Raw genomic sequence first — 19,669 nt, 5'->3', positions numbered from 1 at the left:
ACATCATTTTAGGCATAATTACAGAAGGCTGTGAAAGATATAGAGGATGTAGTCAGCAGTCGACTATTGTTGATATCACACCGATCTTGATGAACCAGCTGCTCTGTGTGCCTGCGCACTTAGCTCGCTCCTATCACCGAAATTCAGCGAGGATCGCGTTATGGACTCGGTTCTTGAAGTGATCAGGCATCGTCTCCAGATACGTTCGCCGGGGCGCTGCCGTCACTGGAATTGCTCCTGAGTGCTGATGGCGAATACCCTCTCGAAACAAACACTAATTGGATACTATCGATGGCTGTTGCTCCCAAAACTTCCTCTTTGATCTGATCATCAGCGAACTCTGCTGGATTCGTTGTCGCTAGCTCTGTTTCTCCCGGCCTGTTTGCGGCGACATCGTGAGCATCGATCACAATCCAGAAATCTTCCTCGTCTTGAGCCCGGAGCTGAGTCAATTCGTCCTGTACCGATTCGTGCGAACTAATCCTCAGCCAGCCTTGGAACGTTGAGTAGAGCGTCTCCTTTCGCGCCTCGGCTCGCTGTTCCATCTCACGAATCACCTCCCGCAATTCATCAGTGACCTCGTAGACACCTCTTCCGGCTTTATCGTCGTAGAAATCCTCTAAATACCTCCATGCCGAATTTCCATCCCGGTCAATTTCCGACTGAATCTCCTTGATATCACTCTCACTTAGTTCTCCCTGGTAATTGACCTTCACCTGTTGGATGTTCCGGAGAACCTGGCTCCGGTGCTCCTCGATAATTGAGTCCTTCGCATTTCGGAAGATATTCTCAACCTGTTCCGTAACGAAATACTCTGTGTCGCCATTAAACAAGTACCTCCTACATTCTCTGTGGTGGGGATCAGTAAAGAAACAGAAACCGAGGATGACTCCCTTGTCGAGGAAGGCGTTGTCCGCCATTCTATAGTTCGTCTAGCTCCTCAGAAATTGTCATATTGTACGAATCAGCGACGCTGTCCAAAGCCGAGGTGGACTGTCTTTCTGAGAGGGCTCTCTTCCGCTTCTGTGTTACCCGGCTTTGGAGATCTCTGCGCACTTTTTCCTTCTCTTCACGCCAGTCTTCGAGCGCCTCTGAATCAATATTCGACTGCTCCTCGAATCGGAGAATGATTCGTGCGGCCCCCTCGATGAAGGCCTCTGTGAAGTCATGGAGTTCTCTCGGGCTTCGCCCGATATCGACCAACAGGCGCATCGTGTCGTCCCAATCAAGGTAGATTTCGTGGATTTCCGAGTAACGCTCCTCGTCGAAATTCGCCAGCATCTCATCCAGGAGCTCTTCGATGTGGGTCTTCTCATCGGGGGTGACGAATTGACTCAGCCTGTGCTGATCTTCGTCTTGCGAAACCGTGTTTAAGTACCACCGCAAATCAGCATATGCGATAACGAAATCGTCGGGCGCAAAGTTCTGATACTGATACTCTTCCAGTTCCTCAGCTGTTTTGTCGCCGTGTTCAGTGACTACAGATTGAACCGCGTTGTAGATGTCGTCTTTGAGGTCTTCCGACAGGTGGTCGAAGTCGGATTCACTGACTTGCTCGGCCGGATAGTACGCCTGTCCACCGAAGTGATTCGCGTTGGGCCTGTACGTGACCGCTGAATTCAGATGAGTTTCGGAGATGGTACGGCCGTACTTGTACCAGTACTTCGGCAGACCGACTTCCCGTTCGTATTCCTGCGCTAACAGCCGATCAGCTAAACAGCAAAGTTTGTGGATGCGGGTCCGCCCCGTCTCACGGCCGTCCTGCTCGTGACGTTCCGTAGCCACTCGATACAGAAGATACTCCGGCGGCCCCAAGTCACCGAACCCATCATCCGCCGGTGGCGACTCAGACATTCGTCTTATTTGGCCTATAGAATCCGGGTACAAAATAACTGACGCTGTGATTACTTCCTGAATTCAGACTGGCCACCCCTAAGAAACCATCATGAATAGGACCAACTGCTGTACTGACCGATTCGGCAGCCCAACGAATGCCAGTGAGTCACTGCTGAATATGCGCCTTGTATCTTGCACGGAAGTCTTGACAAGGCCTGGGAGAGCGCGCGAAACTTGCTATGACACGCTGTGCCGATCGCACAGCCGTCGCGACGGAGCTACTGCCGTTCGCGTCCCGACTCCATCCCGGATCGCATGAACTCGGCGAGGATGCGGCCGATACGTGAGTCGCCGGTCCACATCGCCTCCTCGCCGAGCGGCCCCTCGTCGGTCTCGACGGCGAGCAGGACGCTCCGGTCGTCGACCATCAGCGCCCGACCGGCGAAGTCGGCGGGGTTGTCCTCGGACATGACGAACACGGAAACGGCATCCGGGAACCGTGCACGGAGCGCGGGATCGGCCGTGACGACGGTGACCGAGACGCCGCTGGCAGCCTTCTCCGCGAGTGCGGTCACGATATCGTCGGTCAGGGAGTCGGCCGTGGGGGCGACGAAGACGACCGCCCCCGCCGCGCGTTCGACGAGGGCGACGACGCGGTCGTCGATCGACTGCCGACCCCGAAGCGTCGAGACGTCCCCGCTCGCATCGCGTTCGTCGTCTTCCGTACGGATCGACTCGAGGTGTTCGAACGCCCGCGATCGCTCCCGTTCGAGGCGCTCGGTGAGGATGTCCTGGGCGGTCGCCAGCGTGACCGAGCGATAGGCTTTCGGCGAGGCTTCGACCACTTCGACCAGCCCCTTCTCGGCCAAGTCCTCGGCGGCACCGTAGACCTGCGACCGCGGCACCTCCGAGACGTCGCTGACGTCTTGGGCCGTCCCGGTGCCGAGTCGCTGCAACGCGAGGAACACCTGGGCCTCGTAGTTCGACAGTCCGAGCGTCTCCAGGGAGTCGAGGACGTCCTGTTCAGTCATGGTTCATGCGCGGCGTGTGTGCTCGCTATAACCGATGGGGTCATATCCCCGTTGCCTTCTCCGTTCGCTCTATCAGTAAATATAGTAGGATTCTACAAACACTTAAGCCATGGTCCCGATACCCCATCCTATGGACCCAGCCGGTGTGCTCGACGCGGATCGACCGGCGCGCAGCCGAACACGGAACCACCCACGATGACAGGGAAGCTATCTCGCCGGTACGCGGATTGGATCGCTACTCACAGCAAACTCGTCGTCCTCGCCGTCCTGGCGCTGACGATCCTCGTCGCGGCTGGGGCGACGGTCGGCGAAACGGGGAGTGCCGGCGTCGGCCAGTTCCAGGTCGACACCGCAGAGACCGACGCCGCCGCGTTCGTCCGGGAGAACTACGGGGGTAGTGAGGGGATCGCTGCACAGCTCGTCGTCCGCGACGAGGGCGGGGACGCTCTCACGAGGGAGTCGTTGCTCGCGGGACTTCGATTGCAGCAGGCCATCAGAGACGACGACTCGATCAGCGAAACGCTCGCCGAGCCAGGACTGATCGGCATCGAGAACCTCGTCGGGACGGCTGCCGTCTACGCCGACGCGACCGCCGACGGTGGACCGCCGCCCGCCAAGCCGCCGTCGCTGTCCGAACAGATCGCGGCTCTCGAAGATCGGACCGACACACAAGTCAAACAGCTGCTCGCCCGGGTGCTCGATCCCGAGGGATCGTCGCTGACGGAACGCGATCCCTACGCGTTCCTGCCCCGGGACTACGAACCGGGCGAGACGCGGGCCGAGGCCCGGCTGACGCTGATCAGCCAGGTCGACATGAGTGGCGAGAACAGCGATCCGCAGGCTGCCTACGACGCCCAGGTGGCGATCGACGGATTGGTCGAGGATCGCTTCGCCGACGCGTTCGTCTTCGGTCAGGGCATTCAGGACGATGCCTCCACGCGGGCGACGGGGGACAGCTTCACCATCATCACGCCCTTCGCGCTCGCGCTGATCGTGCTGGTGCTGGGGATCACCTACCGCGATGTCCTGGACATCCTGCTTGCCTTCGTCGGGATCGGCGTCGTGATGGCGTGGCTGGCGGGGCTGATGGGCTGGCTCGCCATCCCGATGAACGTCATTCTGATCGCCGTTCCCTTCCTGTTGATCGGGTTGAGCATCGACTACGCCCTCCACGTCGTGATGCGCTACCGGGAGGCCCGCGCGGGGACGCTTGAGGGCGGTTCGTCGAGTGAGACTGCTGACGCCGGGAACCGATCCATCCGGACCGCGATGGCGGTCGGTCTCGGCAGCGTCGTCCTGGCGCTCGCGGCGGCGACTGTCTCGACCGGTGTCGGCTTCCTTTCGAACGTCGTCAGTCCACTGCCGGCGATACGAGACTTCGCAGTGCTCAGCGCCGGCGGGATCTTCGCGACGTTCGTCGCCTTCGGTATCTTTCTCCCGGCGCTCAAGATCGAAGTCGACGGCTTCGTCGAGCATCGGCTCGGCTGGAGCCGGGCCAAACCAGCCTTCGGCGTCGGGGGCGGGAGTGCGAACGCAGTCCTCGAGAAACTCGGCTCGGTCACCATGCGCGCCCCCGTGGTGATCGTTGTCGTGGCGCTCCTGCTCGGGACTGCAGGGGCCTACGGCGCGACGACCATCGACACGGAGTTCAACGAGGCCGACTTCCTGCCGACCGACGCGCCGGACTGGGCCAAGTCGCTTCCTGGACCACTCGCTCCCGACACCTACACCATCGCCGATGACTTCGCGTACCTCAGCGACAACTTCCAGCTTCGCGGGGAGGGCGGCCAGTCACAGGTGTTGATACGTGGGGACGGACTGGAGCGCCCCGCGCTGCTGTCGGCACTCGACGACGCGACCGCCCCCGTCCCCGCGGACAGTTCCATCCAGCTCCGGCCAGACGGCCGGGCGGCACTCGACGGGCCGCACACGGCGATCCGTGCAGTCGCAAGCGACAACGCGACGTTCGGGGCGCTGGTTGAGCGCTACGACGCGAACGACGACGGCCTGCCCGATGAGAACGTCGAGACGGTCTACGCCGCGCTGTTCGATGCCGACGAGGCGGCCGCCTCGCAGGTTCTGAGTCGGTCGGCCGACGGCGAGATCACGTCGGCACGGCTCGTCCTCTCGGTCCGCTCCAGCGAATCGGCCCAGACCATCGCCGAAGACACGCGTGCATTCGCCGACGGGATCGAAGAAGAGACGACTGGTATCACTGCCGTCGCGACTGGCTCGCCGGTCTCGACCGCCGTGATCCAGGACGCACTGCTGGAGACCCTGGTCGAAGCCTTCGCGGTGACGCTGGTGGTGATCCTGGTGTTCGCCACCGGGCTATTCGGCCTGCGCTACGGGTCGTGGTCGCTCGGCGCGCTCGTGCTCGCGCCCGTCGTGGTCTCGCTGGCGTGGCTGCTCGGCGCGATGGCGGCCCTCGACATCTCGTTCAACAGCGAGACGGCCGTCATCACCAGCCTCGCGATCGGGCTCGGCGTCGACTACTCTATCCACGCCGGTGAACGCTTCATGGCCGAGCGGGCCGAGCGCGACACCGTCGCGGACGCACTCGTGCGGACGATCACCGGCACCGGGGGAACCTTGCTCGCCAGCGCGGCGACGACGGCCGCCGCCTTCGGCGTGCTTGCCGTTGCGCTGTCGCCACCCCTCCGACGCTTCGGCATCGTGACCGGGCTGGCGATCATCTTCGCGTTCGTCGCCGTCGTCACAATGCTGCCCGGCCTGCTCGTCCTCCGGGAGCAGATCCTGGCGAGCGAGTTGCGGTCTGACTGACGTCGGGATACCGCGTCGCCAACCGTTTTCACGACTCCTGACCTATCGCCGACTGCCATGAAACTCGGCGTCATCGCGGACACCCACGACGACAGCGAGGTAATCGAACGAGCAGTCGAACGGTTCACCGCCGAGGACGTCGCGGCGGTCGTCCACTGCGGCGACATCGTCGCGCCGTTCTCGGCGACGCCCTTCGACGCGGACTTCGACTTCTATGCCGTCCGGGGCAACAACGACGGCGAGTGGGCGCTCGCCGACACCGTCGCGGAGTTCGGCACGTATCTCGGTGAGATGGGCGAGTTGACGTTCGATGGCGTTGATTTTGCGGTCTACCACGGGACCAGCGACGCCATCGTCGACGCGCTGGTCGAGTCAGGGAGCTACGACTACGTCCTCCACGGCCACACCCACGAACGTGTGCGGGAGGAACGCGACGGCACGGTCCGACTCAATCCTGGCGGAATGCCGATCCCGCAGGCTCCGGCCTCCCAGGCGGCTGTCGTCGTCGACACCGAATCTGGCGATATCGACGCGTTCGAACTCGATTGAATGCCGGCCGTGACGATCCGCGGACGAAACACACTATTCTCCCCACACCATACCGGCGTCCATGAGTGATTCAGGGCTACGGGGCCCGGCCGAGACCGCGGTGTTGCAGTGTCTGGCCCTCGACAGCGAGGAGTCGTGTCTGATCGTGACCGACGACGAGCGCCGCCCGATCGGCGAGGCGCTCTATGCGGTCGCGAGTGAGACGACCGACGAGGCGATGATCATCCAGTACCCGCCGGGCGATCAGCACGGCGAGGAACCGCCGGAACCGGTGGCGACGGCGATGGCGAGTGCCGACGTCGTCCTCGCGCCGACGACCAAGAGCCTGACCCACACCCGGGCGCGGACTGACACGACCGACGCCGGCGGCCGCGTGGCGACGCTCCCTGGAATCACCAAGGAGGTCTTCAAAACCGGATTGGCCGTCGATTACGAGGAGATCCGCGCGGCGAGCGAGCGTCTGCTCGAAGCCGTCGAGCACGCCACGGAACTTCGGGTCACCTCGCCAGAGGGGACCGACATCACGCTCCAGCCGGGCGACAGGGAGTGGCAACTCGACACCGGGATCGTCCACGACCCAGGTGCGATGTCGAACCTGCCGGCCGGCGAGATCTTCCTGAGTCCGGAGACCGCCGACGGAACGATCGTCGTTACGGGCACGATGGCTCCCCACGGCTTGCTTGAGGAGGGTCACTCGATCCGTCTCGAAGTCGAGGACGGCTACGTCACGGATATCGACGACGACACGATCCGCGAGCAAGTCGAAACCGCCGCCGAGGAGGTCGGCGAAGACGCCTACAATCTCGCGGAACTCGGCATCGGCACGAACGTGGGGGTCTCTCAGCTCGTGGGCTCGGTCCTCTTAGACGAGAAAGCTGGCGGCACTGTCCACTTCGCGGTCGGTGACGACGCCGGCATCGGCGGGGATACCGACGCGCCGATCCACCTCGACGGGATTCTCCGGAACCCGACGGTCTACGCCGACGGCGAGGAGATCGACTTGCCGACGCCGTAGTGTCGAGTGCCGGTCCAGACAGCCGTCTCTCACAGCGCGGCGACGGCGACCTTTTACGTTCCCACCGAGTATCGGCGTACATGAGCGAATCTTCACAGCGAGTGGGGCTCCCCTGTCCGGCGTGCTCGCCGGATCTGGAGACGGTCCACGAGGTGCTTTCGACTGGCGGGCAGGCAACGGTCCGATGTACGGAGTGCGATCACGTCCACAAGACGTCCCTCCCCGAGGAGCAGACGGTCCAGCGCGACGTCGTCGTCTCCCAGGACGGCGAATCATTCAAATCGACGACCGAACCGCCGGCCGAGGAGACGCTGGCCGTCGGCGAGGAGTTCCTCTTAGAGACCGAGGAGGCGATCATGACCGTCCGGATCACGAGTCTCGAACTCGACGAGGGTCGCGTCGAGGAGGCTCAGACCGAAGACGTCGAGACGATCTGGACGCGTGCGGTCGGCAACGTCGCCGTCAACGCGACCGTCCACCCCAAGTCGGGTGGCCGCGACGAGACGCGCAGCGAGACGTTGCACGTCCCCGGCGACTACGAGTTCGTCGTCGGCGCGACCGACGACCTCGGTGACTTCTCCTTTACCGTCGAAGGCATCCACCTCCGGGACGACGCTGTCGGGTACCAACACGAGAAACTCGATCACGACAACGACAAAGCCTTCGCAAAGGACATCAACCGGCTGTATCTCCGCGACGAGACCAGCGACGCCTGGTCGGCGTGGTGAGAGCATGGGCTGGTGGGACTCCGGCGGAGAGGGGTCCGGTGATGGCGAGAGCGGTTTCGAGCGCCAGCGCGACGAGTTGATCGAGCAACTCCGGGAGCGCGAGCGCGTCAGCGAGCGTGCGCTCGATGCCCTGGCTGCCGTCCCTCGCCACGAGTTCGTCCCCGAAAGGAAGCGCCGACACGCCTACGCCGACCGGCCGCTGCCGATCGGCGAGGGCCAGACCATCAGTGCGCCGCACATGGTGGCCATCATGGTCGACCGTCTCGAACTCGAACCCGGCCATGAAGTGCTGGAGGTCGGCACCGGCTGTGGGTATCACGCGGCTGTCACCGCCGAGGTCGTGGGCGGGGAGAACGTCTACAGCGTCGAGTACCATTCTTCACTGGCCGAGCGTGCGCGTGATCGACTCGCCGAACTCGGCTATGGGGACATCTCGATCACTGTCGGGGATGGGCACGAGGGGTGGCCCGAGCACGCGCCATACGATCGGAGTTACCTGACCGCGGCAGCCAGTGCAGTGCCGGACGCGCTTCTCGATCAGCTTCGACCGGGCGGAATCTTCCTCGGGCCGATCGGCGACCGTCGCCAGACGCTCGTCCGGATTCAGAAACGTCCGGATGGCTCGACCGAACGCGAGACCTTCGGCGGTGTGCGCTTCGTTCAGATGCAAGGCGGGACGTAGCCGGGTCGTCGGAGCAGGATTGTCGTCTCGAACCGCCGGCGAGCGCGACGTTCATTAGGGTGCGGTCGCAATCTCGCGTATGGACCATGCGGTGTTGCGCGAGGACATGGTCGACGGGCTCCGCCACCGGCGTGAGAGCCTCCTCAGCGAGGCAGCCGTGGCAAGTGCGATGGGATCCGTCCCGCGCCACGACTTCTTCGATGACGACCGCACGGCGTATGCCGATCGCGAGACCGAGCGACTCGGAACGCGGGTTCTCGCACCGAGTACCGTCGCCCGACTGTTCGACGCGCTCGCGCCCGAGCCCGACGATTCGGTCCTGATCGTCGGCGCAGGAATCGGATACACGGCCGCCCTCGCGGCGGAGATCGTCGGCCCCGAGCGCGTCCACGCCATCGACATCACCCGCCGGGTGGTGTACGAGGCTCGCGAGAACCTCGCCACCACCGGCTACGATGCCGTGCTCGTCGACTGCCGGGATGGCAGCGAGGGCCTCCCGGAATACGCGCCGTACGATCGGATTCTGCTCGAAGCCGCGGCGGTGAACCCCCCGCGTGCGCTGCTCGACCAGCTCGCCCCTGACGGCCGACTGGTCATGCCCCTCGGCACACGCGACCAGACGCTCGTGACCGTCGAGGACGGCGAAGTCTGTCAGCGCCACGGTGGTGTCGCCTTCGCCCCGTTGCTCGTCGAGGGCGAGCAAAGCGGTGCCGTCGAGCGCAATCGAACCCACCGCGAGGACCGCGAGCGCGCCCAGCAAGCCGCCCAATCGAGGACCGGCTGGGAACAGGACTGGATCGACTGGGACGGCTACTGACCCTGCTGGCACCCAGCGATCGACCGCACACGTATCGTAACGCAGGTGTATCCCCTCGGCGAACGGCTGTCAATGGCAGGTGAGAGTCACTCGCTCGCGCGAGTCGAACCGCTGGTGTTGATCGCCGTCGGCGGGTTCGCCGGTGCGATCCTTCGATACGCCTTCGCGATGGGGATGCCGTCGGCGATCCACGGCACGCTCGCTGCCAACGCACTGGGGAGTTTCGGGCTGGGCGTCCTGCTGTACGAGCGTCACCTTGCGAACGCGATCGCGCCCGAAACACGATTGCTCGCCGGCACCGGCTTTCTCTCGTCGTTTACCACCTACAGCACCTTCGCGGTCGAGACGGCTGCACTCTCGCCGACACTCGCCGCCGGGAACGTCTTGGCCAATTACGGCCTCGGCATGGTGGGCGTCCTCGCCGGCCGCGCGGTCGCCCGGGGGCTCGTATGAATTCGGCTGTGCTTGTCGGGGTCGGTGGCACGTTCGGTGCACTCGCGCGTCATCTGGTCGGCCAGCGCGTCGAAACTGACTACGCCGACACGCTCGCTGTCAACGTCATCGGAAGCTTCCTGTTGGGGTCGATCGTGGCCGCGCCGGTCGGCGACCCGGTTGCGCTGGCGTTCGGGACCGGCTTCTGTGGCGCGTTCACGACCTTCTCGACGTTCGCGTTCGAGACCGTTCGGCTCTACGAGACCGGGAAACAGCGTCGCGCCCTCGCCAACGCGTCAGTCCACCTCGTCGCCGCACTGGTCGCCGTCGGCTTGGGATCGCTGCTGGTCGGTATCGTCCTGGGATGAACACTCCCGTCGGTTCAGTGCGCTGTTGTCTGGTGGTGTTCGGGTGCTATGGCATGAATACACAATCCACGCAAAATTTATTATGAACCGCGGACAATCATCAACTGCATTCGAGGTGATCAGCCATGGCACTGCCCACGAGCCCAGCAAGCTCATGGATGCAGGGCATGGACTTCCCGAGTCGACTGTTCGAAATCGGTAGTAGCGACTACGAACTGTACGAGGAGGACGACGAGTTCGTCCTCAGTGTCGAGTTGCCGGGCTTCGATCCCGAGGAGATCACCGTCACCTGGGACGACGGCGTCCTCAACATCGCCGCCGAACAGGAGGACGAGAGCCGCAACCAGCGTCGGACCTACCACCGTCGGTTCCGCTTCCCGAAGACCATCGACGACGAGGCGATCGCGGCCGACTACGACAACGGCATCCTCGAAGTCCGGCTGCCGGTGATGGCGGGTGCGACCACCCGCGGGAAGGAGATCGAGGTGCAGGCCTGACCCGGCCGGACCGTCGTCCTCGTACCGGTTTGCGATCGACACCGTTCCGTTGCAGCCCTCAGAGATATCCTGTGAGAGTCTCGACTGCTCGATCGAGTGGTTCGTCGCAAATGCGGCAGACATAGTCAGTCATCAGTTCCGGCTTGAGTGATGCGACAGCGTGGGGAACAAGAGAACTCTCCCGGGGAGCTTTGCGATGACGAAAGTCACTCTCCTCAAGTGGGATCCGTTCGTCGTACCACGACTGCGTGGTCAAACCCATCACGATGTATTGTTCCTTGTCGAACGGATGGGATCTGTTATTCACGACGACCCATCGTCGTGTCGCGTCCTCATCCGCCTTGAACGGGTCTGGGGCCAAAACAGCGTGTCCTCGTTTGAGTGAATCAAAGGACGGGCCGGTTCGAGTCACTCGTCGCGCTCCGCGCCCTCGTGGGCGGCAGCCAACCACTCTTCACGGCTCTCCGTTCCGAGTTCGTCGTCGAGAAACGCCGCTGTCGAACTGAAGACCATCGTCTCGCGGACGGTTTCGAGATCACCGATCGCCCAATACGGTTCCTTGTGCCGGACGATTCCGCGCTCTTCGAGCCGGTTCAATACCGGGTGAATCGAGTTTTCGTTGATGTCCGTTGCCTCCGCGATCTCGACGGCTCGGTAGGCCGTCTCGTGGTTCCGGGCCAGAAAGCGCACTACCCGTTCGGCGTTCGTCGCCTCGCTTTCGGGCTCGTGCGATTCGAATTTGTCGATACTGATGGGCATACTAGACGAATCGGCGGCAAGAGATAAAAATGTATGCTTGTATCTATGTATTTCGTTCTCTCAAACGTCCACTGTTCGACAGCGATCAACTTACTTTCCCACCCACCTCCGTCAGCACGATCCCAGTGGAACGACCGCGCCGTCGTCGGCCCGTTCGACCGCGGTACCGAACGGCTCCGACCGGTCGACCATCGTTTCGTGTAGCCACCGGGAAATGTCGGCATCAGCCAGAGAGACGGCTCGGTTCTCGATCTCGACCGGGACGAGCCGGAGCTCGTCGAGGTGACCGTCGGTCACGACCAGCTCGAACAGCGCGCTGCGCTTGTTGCCCAGCCCGTCCTTGTGAATGTAGTCGTCGACGAAGTCGCCAGCGTCGTAGATGATCGGCCGGCCCTGATACACCTCGACGCCCTGGAGGACGTGGGCACTGTGGCCGTGGACGACATCCACGCCCTGATCGACGAGCCACCGGGCGAAGGCCTGCTGGGTGGCACTCGGCGACATCTCCCAGTTTGGTCCCCAGTGCAGCGACGCGACGACGAGGTCCGGATCGGCCGCTTCGACACGGTCGAGGATGGTTCGGACGAGGGCACGCGTTGCACCCGCTGACCGATCCAGTGGTGTGTAGGCCGTGCCAGGGCTGTGCTCCCCCGCGGCATAGGCGGCCCACCGGTCGGTGAGAGAGATCGTTGCCACGGTCAGGCCACCCGCGTCGAAGACAGCGGGCTCGAGCGCAGCGTCGCGGTCCGGGCCTGCCCCGGCACTGGTGACGCCCGCCGCGTCGAGGTGAGCGAGCGTCTCGCTGAGTCCCGACTCGCCGAAATCCAGCACGTGGTTGTTGGCGAGTGCGGCGACCGAGACGTCCGCTGCTTCGAGTGCCGGCACCGCGAAGTCGGGATCGGCCCGGAAGTAGTAGGTCTTGCCCGGCCATCGCTCGCCCTCCTCGGCGCTGGCGATACAGCCTTCCAGGTTCACGACGAGGCCGTCGAGCGTCCGGAGCCGTTCGAGCGTGGTTCCCCAGACGGCCGCGGGATCGTCGTCAGTCCATCGGTCGTTCACGCCTCGCCCGAGCATCACGTCGCCGACGAACCCGATCCGGGCGTCCGCTGACCCCGCGTCGAGACGACTCCGCTCTCGGCGGCGGGGTGCGCCGAGACATCCCGATAGGCCCGCAAGCCCCGCTAGCAGCGTTCGACGCGTCCACGTCATCCGTCGGGACTGTCGAGTGCTGTCGGTTTCAACCCTGCGGGGGACGACCCACTCCGGTTGTCATCCACCATCATCTCTAGATCGGGGCGGGTGAACGACTTGCTCAGGACACCATCGTCGATGTCTTTCGCGGATAGAGGGTCGATGATGGCAGCAAGACCGCCGGTTTCAGTCGCTACTCGTCTCGACTGGCCACGTGACGAACGTCTCGTTTCCGATTGCGAGCCTGAGGGTGTAGTTTGCAGCCGATTCAGGGACTTCAAACAGTAACACGCCCGCTTGACTCTCCCCGGGCTGGTATGGATTGACCTGTCCCTCGTAGCGCTTCTCGGGGATCCCGTACTCCGTCCCCCTGGAGATCGACCCGTCGGCTTCCAGCCGTACGTCGTATGGGGTGGGGAGTTTCACGGGCTCTTCGCCGATATTCTCCGCCTTCGCCTCGACGAGGACGAACTTCGATCCCGAGGGGGCGGTGTATTCGGTACCGTCCCCGTCGGCGTAGGTAGCTGTCTCACGCGCCGCGGTCGGCGTGAACTCGTAGGCGTAGCCTCCCGTGTCGATAGTGAAGGGGTCGCCGAGCCCGTCGTTAGTGAGGTCTGTCGACTCGCGGGGCAAGTCAGCGAAGTCGAAGGTCCACCGGGCCGGCGGGGACTTGAGTAGTGTCTGGAACCGGAGCGCAACATTCCCCGTTCCGGACCCGTCCGGGGAGGGGAACGCGATGGTTGCTTCGGCGCTCTCGCCCGGCGACAATTCGCCGATATCGCGGTACTTCTGGCCCGGTGTTCTGACGAAACTCCGTTTGACCTCTTGGCCATCGGCGGTGAAGAACAGCCCTCTCGGTGGTTCGATGGACGACGAGCCCTCGTTGGCCACTCGGACCCGGACGAACAGGAAGTACGGCCTCGACTCCGGCGAGTCGACGGCAATTTCGTTGTCACGGACGACCGGGACGGTTTCGACGAGCCGTGGGTCAGCCATCCCAACTTGCAACGTCACTCCAGCGTCGTTTGTGAACTCCGCACCCTCGCCGAAATCGAGTTCTAGTGCGTCACCATCCGACCCCGTGCCACCTGCGCCGTTGGCACTGTCGTTGGAGGGGCTGTCCTCACCCGCGAGGCTGGAACAGCCCGCCAGTCCGGCCAGTACCGCCCCACCCCCTGCCAGCAATCGTCGTCTCGATATATCCATTCGAGTGGACTCTCTCGATTCGTGTTAATAAAGGCTATGAGACAGTTGCTGCGTGGGGAACCGGTGGGCACCGCCGGATGAATGCGTGGTCTCCTAACGCGAGACGCAGAACCCCAAAACGGCCCTCGACACCGGAGCCCGGACCGGTGACCGGAAGCAGGGTTCGAGTAGGTCGGCTTTTTGGCTCACATGACTCCCATCCTGATCAGTTCCGAGTCAGCGGAACGGCCAGCCCAGATTCAGCCCGTTCGACAGTGGTTCCGAACGGCTCCGCGCGCTCTCAAATCGTTTCAGGAATCAACTTGTCACTTCGTCGGCCATCCTCGCTCGCATGTCGTCGATCTTGATGGGAACAAGACCGAGTTCGGTGGGCGATCCTGTTTCTGCTCCTCGCCGTCGTCGCGGCAGTCGTCGGCGCCAGGGGAGTCGCCGGAGTCAGCATGGACATCGCCAAGTGGCTGGTCATCATCTTCGTCGTCCTGGCGATCATCACGCTCGTCCTGTAGCCGGGCTCGTCGTCCGTTGAACGGACGATCACCAGCCACCTGTTCCGTGGCCGGCCACAACTCCTTTTCACGCCGACACCCTGTTGGCAGTGGCCACCAAACCGCAGGTATGCCTGAGGACCCCGAACGGACGCTCGAAGCGTGGCAAGACTCGATGCAGGCCGAACACGCCGCCGCTATCGCGAATCCCGACCCCGAGGAAACCCACCGGATCGAGGGGATCACGCAGGTGAGCTATCGGTATTCCTTCGCGTACGATGCCGACGATGACTGTCTCAGGCGCGTCGATCGCACGCAGGTCGATGACCCACAGGAGCCGGAACTGTTTTCGTGTGCCTGCGGGGTCCGGGGCATGACCCGTACGGAAGCGCGCGAGCATCTCGCCGCGCTGACGGACTGAGCTCCCGGTCGACTGCTCGCCCCCTCAGCGCGACTGTCGAATGCGGTCGGCGGTCTCGAGCCCACTCCGAAGCGCCCCGTGGAGTCGTGGCGTCCCGACCGTCCAGTCACCCAGACAGTACAGATCGTGCCCCTCGGCGGCCCGGAGCAGCTCCGTCGGCGCGTCAGTTTCCGGCTGCGCGTACCGCCAGCCCTGCCAGTCCGACCACGCCGGCGTCGCCAGTCGCTCGTCATCGAGGATCGTGCTGGCCATCTCTGCGAGGCGAGTGACGTTCTCGGCCGGCGGGTCGTCGTAGTGTGTGACCGACCAGTCGTGGCTGGCCTGGATGAGCAGCACCGACTCGCCGGCGGGGACGTGACCTGGCTTGCACTCCTCGCGCGCGATCCAGCCGATGGCGTGGGATTTGTCGGTGTTCACCAGCGCGTAGTAGGGCCGATCGATCTCGAACGGATACCCCACGATCGCCGTCCAGACTGTCCGAAAGTCCACGGTCTCCAACCCGGTGATCAACTCCGCCCGGAGCGGATCGTCCCAGGTGCTGTCGGCGAGCAGCGCGGCAGTCTGGGGCGCTGGCGGATTGACCAGCAGGCTGTCGAAGGGGCCGAACCGCTCCGCGCCAGCGACGATCTCCCAGCGGTCGCCCCTGCGATGGATGGCTGTCGCTTTGGTGTTGCGGTGGACGGTCGCCGCGGTCCGCCCGAACAGTCGCTTGGCGATCTGTGTCAACCCCTGCTCGTAGCTCCACTTGTGCTCGTCGGTGTCTCGGCCCTCCGCGACGTTGCTTGCGCTGTCGAAGGTGTACACTGGCTGGTCGATATCGACCAGTCCCTCGGTGTCGAGGGTCTCGGTCACGAGATCGACGACGCGATCGTCCGCCGCCGTGAGGTAGTTCGCGCCGTAGTCGTAGGTCACCGCGCCGCGGCGGCGCGTCGCCGCACGCCCACAGAGCCCGCCCGACTTCTCGACGACGGTGATCGTCGCATCGCTATGGGTATCGATGGCCCAGGCCGCCGCGGCCGCGGCCGCACCAGCGCCGATGATGCCGATCCGTGTCACTGGCGGTGATTCGGTCGACGCTCGGATAGTCCTTCGGACGGACTTCGTCCTCGCGGTGATTCTGCATCGAAGACGGTGTTGTCTCCCCGATATAGAACGCTGGCCTCGGCACTCATAGGGTTCGTCATCACCGGGGAGTCACCCCGGCTCGGCCCAGTCGCTCGTCATCGGCCGGTCGATGTTACGTCCGGGGTCGGCAAAACCGTTGCTCACCGCAACAGCGACAATACATTCAGGACCCGACCGGCCGAAGAGTCGGCATGCTCGAACTCGACGGGGGCGACGGTGGGGGGCAACTCTTCCGGTCGGCGCTCACGCTGTCGGCACTGACGACCACGGATTTCGAGATGGAGAACATTCGTGGTTCCCGACCGGAACCCGGGCTCAAACCACAACACCTGACCGCCCTCCAGACCGTCGCCGACATCACTAACGCGAGCGTCGAAGGGGCCGAAGTGGACGAGTCGACTATCACCTTCGAGCCGGTGGAGCCGACGGGTGGCCACTACGAGGCGGCCATCGGAACGGCGGGCAGCGTGACATTGCTTTTCGATGCCGTGCTTCCGATCGCGAGTGCGCTGGATCGACCGCTTTCACTCACGGCAACCGGCGGCACCAGCGTCGCGTGGTCGCCGTCGATGCCCTGGTATCGCCGGGTCAAACTCCCTTTGCTCCGTCGGAGCGCCCTCCAGGCCGCGATCGACGTCGAACGAACGGGGCTCTATCCGGCGGGTGGCGGCCAGGCGACGCTGTCGCTGGCTCCGTCGACGCCGTCAGCCCTCCACCTTCGCGACCGTGGCCAGCCCGAGCGCGCTCGGATCCACTCAACCGCAACGACGGATCTCGAAGATAGCGACGTCGCCGAACGCCAGGCGAAACAGGCATGCCAACGATTGGCAGCGTCCGACGTCGACATCGAGGTGACCGAACGGGCCACGCGCTACGTTTCCGCTGACTCGACGGGGACAGTCGCCCTCGTCGTCCTGGAATACGAGAACGGCGTGATCGGTGCTGACGCACTGGGTGAGCCTGGAAAACCAGCCGAGGACGTCGCCGACGACGCTGTCGACGCGGCGCTCACCGCTCACGAGACCGGCGCGGCGGTCGACGGGCACCTGGCCGACCAGCTGATCCCCTGGCTGGCCACCGTCGGCGGCGAGGTGCGGATCCCCCGGGTCACGGACCACGTCGAGACCCACGTCGATCTCTTCGATGCGTTCGGCTTCGATGTCCGGATCGAACGGACCGACGACGGGACGGTCCTTCTCGGCGAACCCTAGCTGTAACGGGACCAGGCGTCGTTTCGCCCCGTCCCGATCACGCGTTCGTCTTATAGAGGTTGCCGTCCTCGTCGTACCGGGCCGCGAAGATGCGCTGGAACTGTTCGTTCGAGATTGTCACATCGAGCGCGCCGAGATTCTCCTCAAGCTGCTCGACTGTCCGCGCGCCGACGATCGGGACGCACGTGAAGTCCGGCTGGTCGATCAGCCACCGCAGGGCGACCTGCGCGGGTGTGGCGTCGACCTCCTCGGCCACATGCCGGACTGCATCGAGGACGTGCCAGCCACGCTCGGAGACGTACCAGTCGGTAAACATCTCGTCGAGTTGTGCGCGGGTGTCCTCGGGGGCGTCGAGTTCGTAGGTGCCGTCGCCGACGCGCTCGTACTTCCCCGTCAGGAACCCGCCAGCCAGCGGCGAGTACGGGACGACCGCAAGGTCCTGGTCTGCACAGACGTCGAGATATTCGGCGACGTCCTCGTAGTAGGCGGCGTGAAAGAGCGGCTGGGTGACGGTGAACGCCTCGTAGTTATTGACGTCGGCTTTCCAGAGCCCCTTGGTGAGCTTCCAGGCGTCGGCCGTCGAGAGGCCGACGTGGTGGACTTTCCCCTCGCTGAGGAGGTCGTCGACTGTCCGCAGGGTTTTCTCGATGGGCGTCTCGTCGTCGAAGCGGTGGAGATAGAGGATATCGAGGTAGTCCGTGTCGAGCCTGTCGAGCGATCCTTCGACTTCCGCGCGGACGTTCTTCCGTGAAAGGTTCTCCTGGAACCGGGATTCGTTCGACCAGAAACACTTCGAGGCGACGACGTAGTCCTCGCGGTCCCGTTCGGCGAGCCACTCGCCGATCCAGCGCTCGCTGTCACCGCCGCCGTAGCCGTTGGCGGTGTCGATGAAGTTCCCGCCCGCCTCGGCGTAGGCGTCTAAGAGCTCGTGGGCTGCTTGCCGATCCGTTTCGACCACACCAGTCTCCTCGTGTTCCATCCCGAAGCGCCAGGTTCCGAGCGCGATCGGCGACACCTCCAGTCCTGTCTTGCCGAGTCGTCGATAGTACATCCCCTAGAATTGTGGCCGGGATCGGCATAAATTCCGGGCGTTCCGTGTGGGAACCGCTCCCTCGTGGAGAGATCACTCCGCCACGCCGGCCCGTTCTGCCATCAGTCCGGACGCTTTCTGTGCCCAATCACTCCAGACAAAGCCGGCAACGGCGACGACCGCCCAGCAGGCGTAGTTCGCGACGAGCCCGACGTAGATTCCTGTCACACCCCAGCCGAGACCGATCGACAGCAACGTCGAGAGGCCGAGCATGAAGACGATCGAGCCGATCGCCCGCGCATAGAACGGGATTCGTGTCTCGCCTGCCCCGCGGAGGCCGCCGGCAAACGGGAAGAAGATCCCGAAGAATACCATCGAAATGCCGAACACCCGGGTAAATTCGATCGCGTAGCCAAGGGTTGGGGCGTCGTCCGTGAACACCCCCGCAATCGGTCCGGCTCCGAGTACGAGTCCCGCGCCCATCACCCCCATCGTAACGACGCTGAGCACCCCCATCGCGAAGCCTGTGTATCGCGCGTCGGCAGCGTCACCCTCACCCAGCGCCTGGCCGACCAGGATACTGGTGACGGTATTGATCGCGCGATAGACGGGCCCGGCAACCTGCTGGTAGATCCGCCGGCCGATGTGGAACGCGGCGTTGACCTCCGTCCCGAAGACCAGCAACAGCGAGTTGAACGGGAAGTTCGCCAGCGACGTGCTCATCCCCTCGGCGAAGTTGGGCGCGCTGATCCGTAATAACTGGCCGGTGATCGTCAGCGACCGCGGGCGGGCAAACGCGAGATCGGTCCACCGACTCGCGATCATTGCGGTGACGGTTCCCGCTTCGGCGATCCGGGCGAGCAGCGTTGCGAGGCCGATGCCGACGATGCCGAGTCTGGGTGCCGGACCGACGCCGAGCGCGAGCACGACTGTCCCAAGGGCGTTTAACACACTCGCGCCGCCGTTGACGATCATCGGCGTCACGGTGTCGCCCGTCCCCTGCAACGACCGCGAGCCCACGAGACCGACGATCCGCATCGGTGCGGCGGCGAAAATCAACGCGAGGTAGGTGCCGCCGAGCCGGACGACCTCGCGTTCCGCACCGAGAATCTCGATCGCGGCGTCCGACAACAGCAACCCGGCCGCGACCATCGGGAGTCCGATCAGGAAGCCGATGAGCACAGCCTGGGTGATCCCCCGGTTACGAGTCAGCTTCGCCCCACGGCCAGTGTCCTGGCTCGACATGGCGATCGCGCCTGTGCCCAGGCTAAGGCCGACTCGCAGTGGGATCTGACCGTAGAGGTCGGCCAGTCCAATAGCGGTGACGTAGGCGGGTGCAAAGAGCCCGGCGACCACGATGTCGACCGTCCGCATCAGCGTTGTGAAGGCGTGCTGGACGGAAACAGGCCAGGACAGCGATGCGGCCCGGCCCCAGAGTTCGAACAACCGGTCGCGGTCGACCATCAGGCCTACTCAGGGGCACTGCGGAAAGACGATATCGG

General features: G+C 63.9%; 20 protein-coding genes and 1 pseudogene. 12 read left to right on the top strand and 9 right to left on the bottom strand.

The window, feature by feature from the left end:
- Positions 1 to 182: 182 nt before the first annotated feature.
- The 3 genes from SVXhr_RS10110 to SVXhr_RS10100 all read right to left on the bottom strand — a co-directional run bounded on the left by SVXhr_RS10110 (position 183) and on the right by SVXhr_RS10100 (position 2,867).
- Positions 183 to 920 (bottom strand): hypothetical protein, encoded by a 738-nt coding sequence (locus SVXhr_RS10110; RefSeq protein WP_275737081.1) that lies wholly within the window; start codon positions 918 to 920, stop codon positions 183 to 185.
- A gap of 1 nt (position 921) precedes the next feature.
- On the bottom strand, positions 922 to 1,854 hold the full coding sequence (locus SVXhr_RS10105; RefSeq protein WP_275737080.1) for a hypothetical protein: 933 nt from the start codon (positions 1,852 to 1,854) through the stop codon (positions 922 to 924).
- Between the two features lie 260 nt (positions 1,855 to 2,114).
- Positions 2,115 to 2,867 carry a helix-turn-helix domain-containing protein gene (locus SVXhr_RS10100; RefSeq protein WP_275737079.1) on the bottom strand — a complete coding sequence of 251 codons (753 nt, stop codon included), beginning with the start codon at positions 2,865 to 2,867 and terminating at the stop codon, positions 2,115 to 2,117.
- 195 nt (positions 2,868 to 3,062) lie between these two features.
- On the opposite strand from SVXhr_RS10100, the gene SVXhr_RS10095 reads away from it, so the two are divergent.
- The 9 genes from SVXhr_RS10095 to SVXhr_RS10055 all read left to right on the top strand — a co-directional run bounded on the left by SVXhr_RS10095 (position 3,063) and on the right by SVXhr_RS10055 (position 10,739).
- Positions 3,063 to 5,651 (top strand): MMPL family transporter, encoded by a 2,589-nt coding sequence (locus tag SVXhr_RS10095; protein WP_275737078.1) that lies wholly within the window; start codon positions 3,063 to 3,065, stop codon positions 5,649 to 5,651.
- Between the two features lie 57 nt (positions 5,652 to 5,708).
- Entirely contained in the window at positions 5,709 to 6,200 is a 492-nt protein-coding gene (locus tag SVXhr_RS10090) for a metallophosphoesterase (protein ID WP_275737077.1), read from the top strand.
- A 61-nt stretch (positions 6,201 to 6,261) separates the two neighbouring features.
- Positions 6,262 to 7,215, top strand: coding sequence for an aminopeptidase (locus tag SVXhr_RS10085; RefSeq protein ID WP_275737076.1), 954 nt, complete (start codon positions 6,262 to 6,264; stop codon positions 7,213 to 7,215).
- 80 nt (positions 7,216 to 7,295) lie between these two features.
- The gene (locus tag SVXhr_RS10080; protein ID WP_275737075.1) at positions 7,296 to 7,943 is read left to right on the top strand and encodes an HVO_0476 family zinc finger protein; all 648 of its coding nucleotides are present in this window, start codon (positions 7,296 to 7,298) and stop codon (positions 7,941 to 7,943) included.
- 4 nt (positions 7,944 to 7,947) lie between these two features.
- Positions 7,948 to 8,625 (top strand): protein-L-isoaspartate(D-aspartate) O-methyltransferase, encoded by a 678-nt coding sequence (locus tag SVXhr_RS10075; protein ID WP_275737074.1) that lies wholly within the window; start codon positions 7,948 to 7,950, stop codon positions 8,623 to 8,625.
- A gap of 79 nt (positions 8,626 to 8,704) precedes the next feature.
- Positions 8,705 to 9,442, top strand: coding sequence for a protein-L-isoaspartate O-methyltransferase (locus SVXhr_RS10070; RefSeq protein ID WP_275737073.1), 738 nt, complete (start codon positions 8,705 to 8,707; stop codon positions 9,440 to 9,442).
- Positions 9,443 to 9,514: 72 nt separating this feature from the next.
- Complete coding sequence (locus SVXhr_RS10065) at positions 9,515 to 9,895, top strand: CrcB family protein (protein ID WP_275737072.1); 381 nt, start codon at positions 9,515 to 9,517, stop codon at positions 9,893 to 9,895.
- Entirely contained in the window at positions 9,892 to 10,242 is a 351-nt protein-coding gene (locus SVXhr_RS10060) for a CrcB family protein (protein WP_275737071.1), read from the top strand. Before SVXhr_RS10065 ends, SVXhr_RS10060 begins: the two co-directional genes overlap by 4 nt.
- Positions 10,243 to 10,367: 125 nt before the next feature.
- On the top strand, positions 10,368 to 10,739 hold the full coding sequence (locus tag SVXhr_RS10055; protein ID WP_345799484.1) for an Hsp20/alpha crystallin family protein: 372 nt from the start codon (positions 10,368 to 10,370) through the stop codon (positions 10,737 to 10,739).
- 408 nt (positions 10,740 to 11,147) lie between these two features.
- On the opposite strand, the gene SVXhr_RS10050 is transcribed toward SVXhr_RS10055, so the two are convergent.
- From SVXhr_RS10050 to SVXhr_RS10040, 3 genes are all read right to left on the bottom strand, one after another.
- Positions 11,148 to 11,498: a helix-turn-helix domain-containing protein gene (locus tag SVXhr_RS10050; protein ID WP_275737069.1), complete on the bottom strand. Its 351-nt coding sequence runs from the start codon at positions 11,496 to 11,498 to the stop codon at positions 11,148 to 11,150.
- 111 nt (positions 11,499 to 11,609) lie between these two features.
- On the bottom strand, positions 11,610 to 12,707 hold the full coding sequence (locus tag SVXhr_RS10045) for a CapA family protein (RefSeq protein ID WP_275737068.1): 1,098 nt from the start codon (positions 12,705 to 12,707) through the stop codon (positions 11,610 to 11,612).
- 168 nt (positions 12,708 to 12,875) lie between these two features.
- Positions 12,876 to 13,895 (bottom strand): DUF4352 domain-containing protein, encoded by a 1,020-nt coding sequence (locus SVXhr_RS10040; RefSeq protein WP_275737067.1) that lies wholly within the window; start codon positions 13,893 to 13,895, stop codon positions 12,876 to 12,878.
- A gap of 371 nt (positions 13,896 to 14,266) precedes the next feature.
- Here SVXhr_RS10040 and SVXhr_RS10035 point away from each other — a divergent pair.
- Positions 14,267 to 14,401, top strand: a pseudogene (locus SVXhr_RS10035) (DUF1328 family protein); the annotation flags it as partial.
- Positions 14,402 to 14,510: 109 nt separating this feature from the next.
- The gene (locus SVXhr_RS10030) at positions 14,511 to 14,801 is read left to right on the top strand and encodes a hypothetical protein (protein ID WP_275737066.1); all 291 of its coding nucleotides are present in this window, start codon (positions 14,511 to 14,513) and stop codon (positions 14,799 to 14,801) included.
- Positions 14,802 to 14,825: 24 nt separating this feature from the next.
- Here SVXhr_RS10030 and SVXhr_RS10025 read toward each other — a convergent pair whose 3' ends face one another.
- The gene (locus tag SVXhr_RS10025) at positions 14,826 to 15,857 is read right to left on the bottom strand and encodes an NAD(P)-binding protein (protein WP_275737065.1); all 1,032 of its coding nucleotides are present in this window, start codon (positions 15,855 to 15,857) and stop codon (positions 14,826 to 14,828) included.
- Between the two features lie 260 nt (positions 15,858 to 16,117).
- Between SVXhr_RS10025 and rtcA the strand changes: the two genes are divergently transcribed.
- A complete protein-coding gene (gene rtcA, locus SVXhr_RS10020; RefSeq protein WP_275737064.1) occupies positions 16,118 to 17,137 on the top strand; it encodes an RNA 3'-terminal phosphate cyclase in 1,020 nt (339 codons plus the stop codon).
- 37 nt (positions 17,138 to 17,174) lie between these two features.
- Here the strand turns inward: rtcA and SVXhr_RS10015 are convergent, their stop codons facing one another.
- Positions 17,175 to 18,188 (bottom strand): aldo/keto reductase, encoded by a 1,014-nt coding sequence (locus SVXhr_RS10015; protein ID WP_275737063.1) that lies wholly within the window; start codon positions 18,186 to 18,188, stop codon positions 17,175 to 17,177.
- Positions 18,189 to 18,260: 72 nt separating this feature from the next.
- Positions 18,261 to 19,631: an MATE family efflux transporter gene (locus tag SVXhr_RS10010; RefSeq protein ID WP_275737062.1), complete on the bottom strand. Its 1,371-nt coding sequence runs from the start codon at positions 19,629 to 19,631 to the stop codon at positions 18,261 to 18,263.
- Positions 19,632 to 19,669 lie beyond the last annotated feature (38 nt).

It is taken from the genome of Halorhabdus sp. SVX81 (assembly GCF_029207715.1).
Taxonomy (GTDB): domain Archaea; phylum Halobacteriota; class Halobacteria; order Halobacteriales; family Haloarculaceae; genus Halorhabdus.
Note: the sequence above shows the minus strand (reverse complement) of the source record. Positions and strands in the feature narration are given on the sequence as shown.

Bases quoted from the DNA above. Each gene is read 5' to 3' on its own strand.
- SVXhr_RS10110 (WP_275737081.1), bottom strand. From the start codon at position 920: ATGGCGGACAACGCCTTCCTCGACAAGGGAGTCATCCTCGGTTTCTGT.
- SVXhr_RS10105 (WP_275737080.1), bottom strand. From the start codon at position 1,854: ATGTCTGAGTCGCCACCGGCGGATGATGGGTTCGGTGACTTGGGGCCG.
- SVXhr_RS10100 (WP_275737079.1), bottom strand. From the start codon at position 2,867: ATGACTGAACAGGACGTCCTCGACTCCCTGGAGACGCTCGGACTGTCG.
- SVXhr_RS10095 (WP_275737078.1), top strand. From the start codon at position 3,063: ATGACAGGGAAGCTATCTCGCCGGTACGCGGATTGGATCGCTACTCAC.
- SVXhr_RS10090 (WP_275737077.1), top strand. From the start codon at position 5,709: ATGAAACTCGGCGTCATCGCGGACACCCACGACGACAGCGAGGTAATC.
- SVXhr_RS10085 (WP_275737076.1), top strand. From the start codon at position 6,262: ATGAGTGATTCAGGGCTACGGGGCCCGGCCGAGACCGCGGTGTTGCAG.
- SVXhr_RS10080 (WP_275737075.1), top strand. From the start codon at position 7,296: ATGAGCGAATCTTCACAGCGAGTGGGGCTCCCCTGTCCGGCGTGCTCG.
- SVXhr_RS10075 (WP_275737074.1), top strand. From the start codon at position 7,948: ATGGGCTGGTGGGACTCCGGCGGAGAGGGGTCCGGTGATGGCGAGAGC.
- SVXhr_RS10070 (WP_275737073.1), top strand. From the start codon at position 8,705: ATGGACCATGCGGTGTTGCGCGAGGACATGGTCGACGGGCTCCGCCAC.
- SVXhr_RS10065 (WP_275737072.1), top strand. From the start codon at position 9,515: ATGGCAGGTGAGAGTCACTCGCTCGCGCGAGTCGAACCGCTGGTGTTG.
- SVXhr_RS10060 (WP_275737071.1), top strand. From the start codon at position 9,892: ATGAATTCGGCTGTGCTTGTCGGGGTCGGTGGCACGTTCGGTGCACTC.
- SVXhr_RS10055 (WP_345799484.1), top strand. From the start codon at position 10,368: ATGGCACTGCCCACGAGCCCAGCAAGCTCATGGATGCAGGGCATGGAC.
- SVXhr_RS10050 (WP_275737069.1), bottom strand. From the start codon at position 11,498: ATGCCCATCAGTATCGACAAATTCGAATCGCACGAGCCCGAAAGCGAG.
- SVXhr_RS10045 (WP_275737068.1), bottom strand. From the start codon at position 12,707: ATGACGTGGACGCGTCGAACGCTGCTAGCGGGGCTTGCGGGCCTATCG.
- SVXhr_RS10040 (WP_275737067.1), bottom strand. From the start codon at position 13,895: ATGGATATATCGAGACGACGATTGCTGGCAGGGGGTGGGGCGGTACTG.
- SVXhr_RS10030 (WP_275737066.1), top strand. From the start codon at position 14,511: ATGCCTGAGGACCCCGAACGGACGCTCGAAGCGTGGCAAGACTCGATG.
- rtcA (WP_275737064.1), top strand. From the start codon at position 16,118: ATGCTCGAACTCGACGGGGGCGACGGTGGGGGGCAACTCTTCCGGTCG.
- SVXhr_RS10015 (WP_275737063.1), bottom strand. From the start codon at position 18,188: ATGTACTATCGACGACTCGGCAAGACAGGACTGGAGGTGTCGCCGATC.
- SVXhr_RS10010 (WP_275737062.1), bottom strand. From the start codon at position 19,631: ATGGTCGACCGCGACCGGTTGTTCGAACTCTGGGGCCGGGCCGCATCG.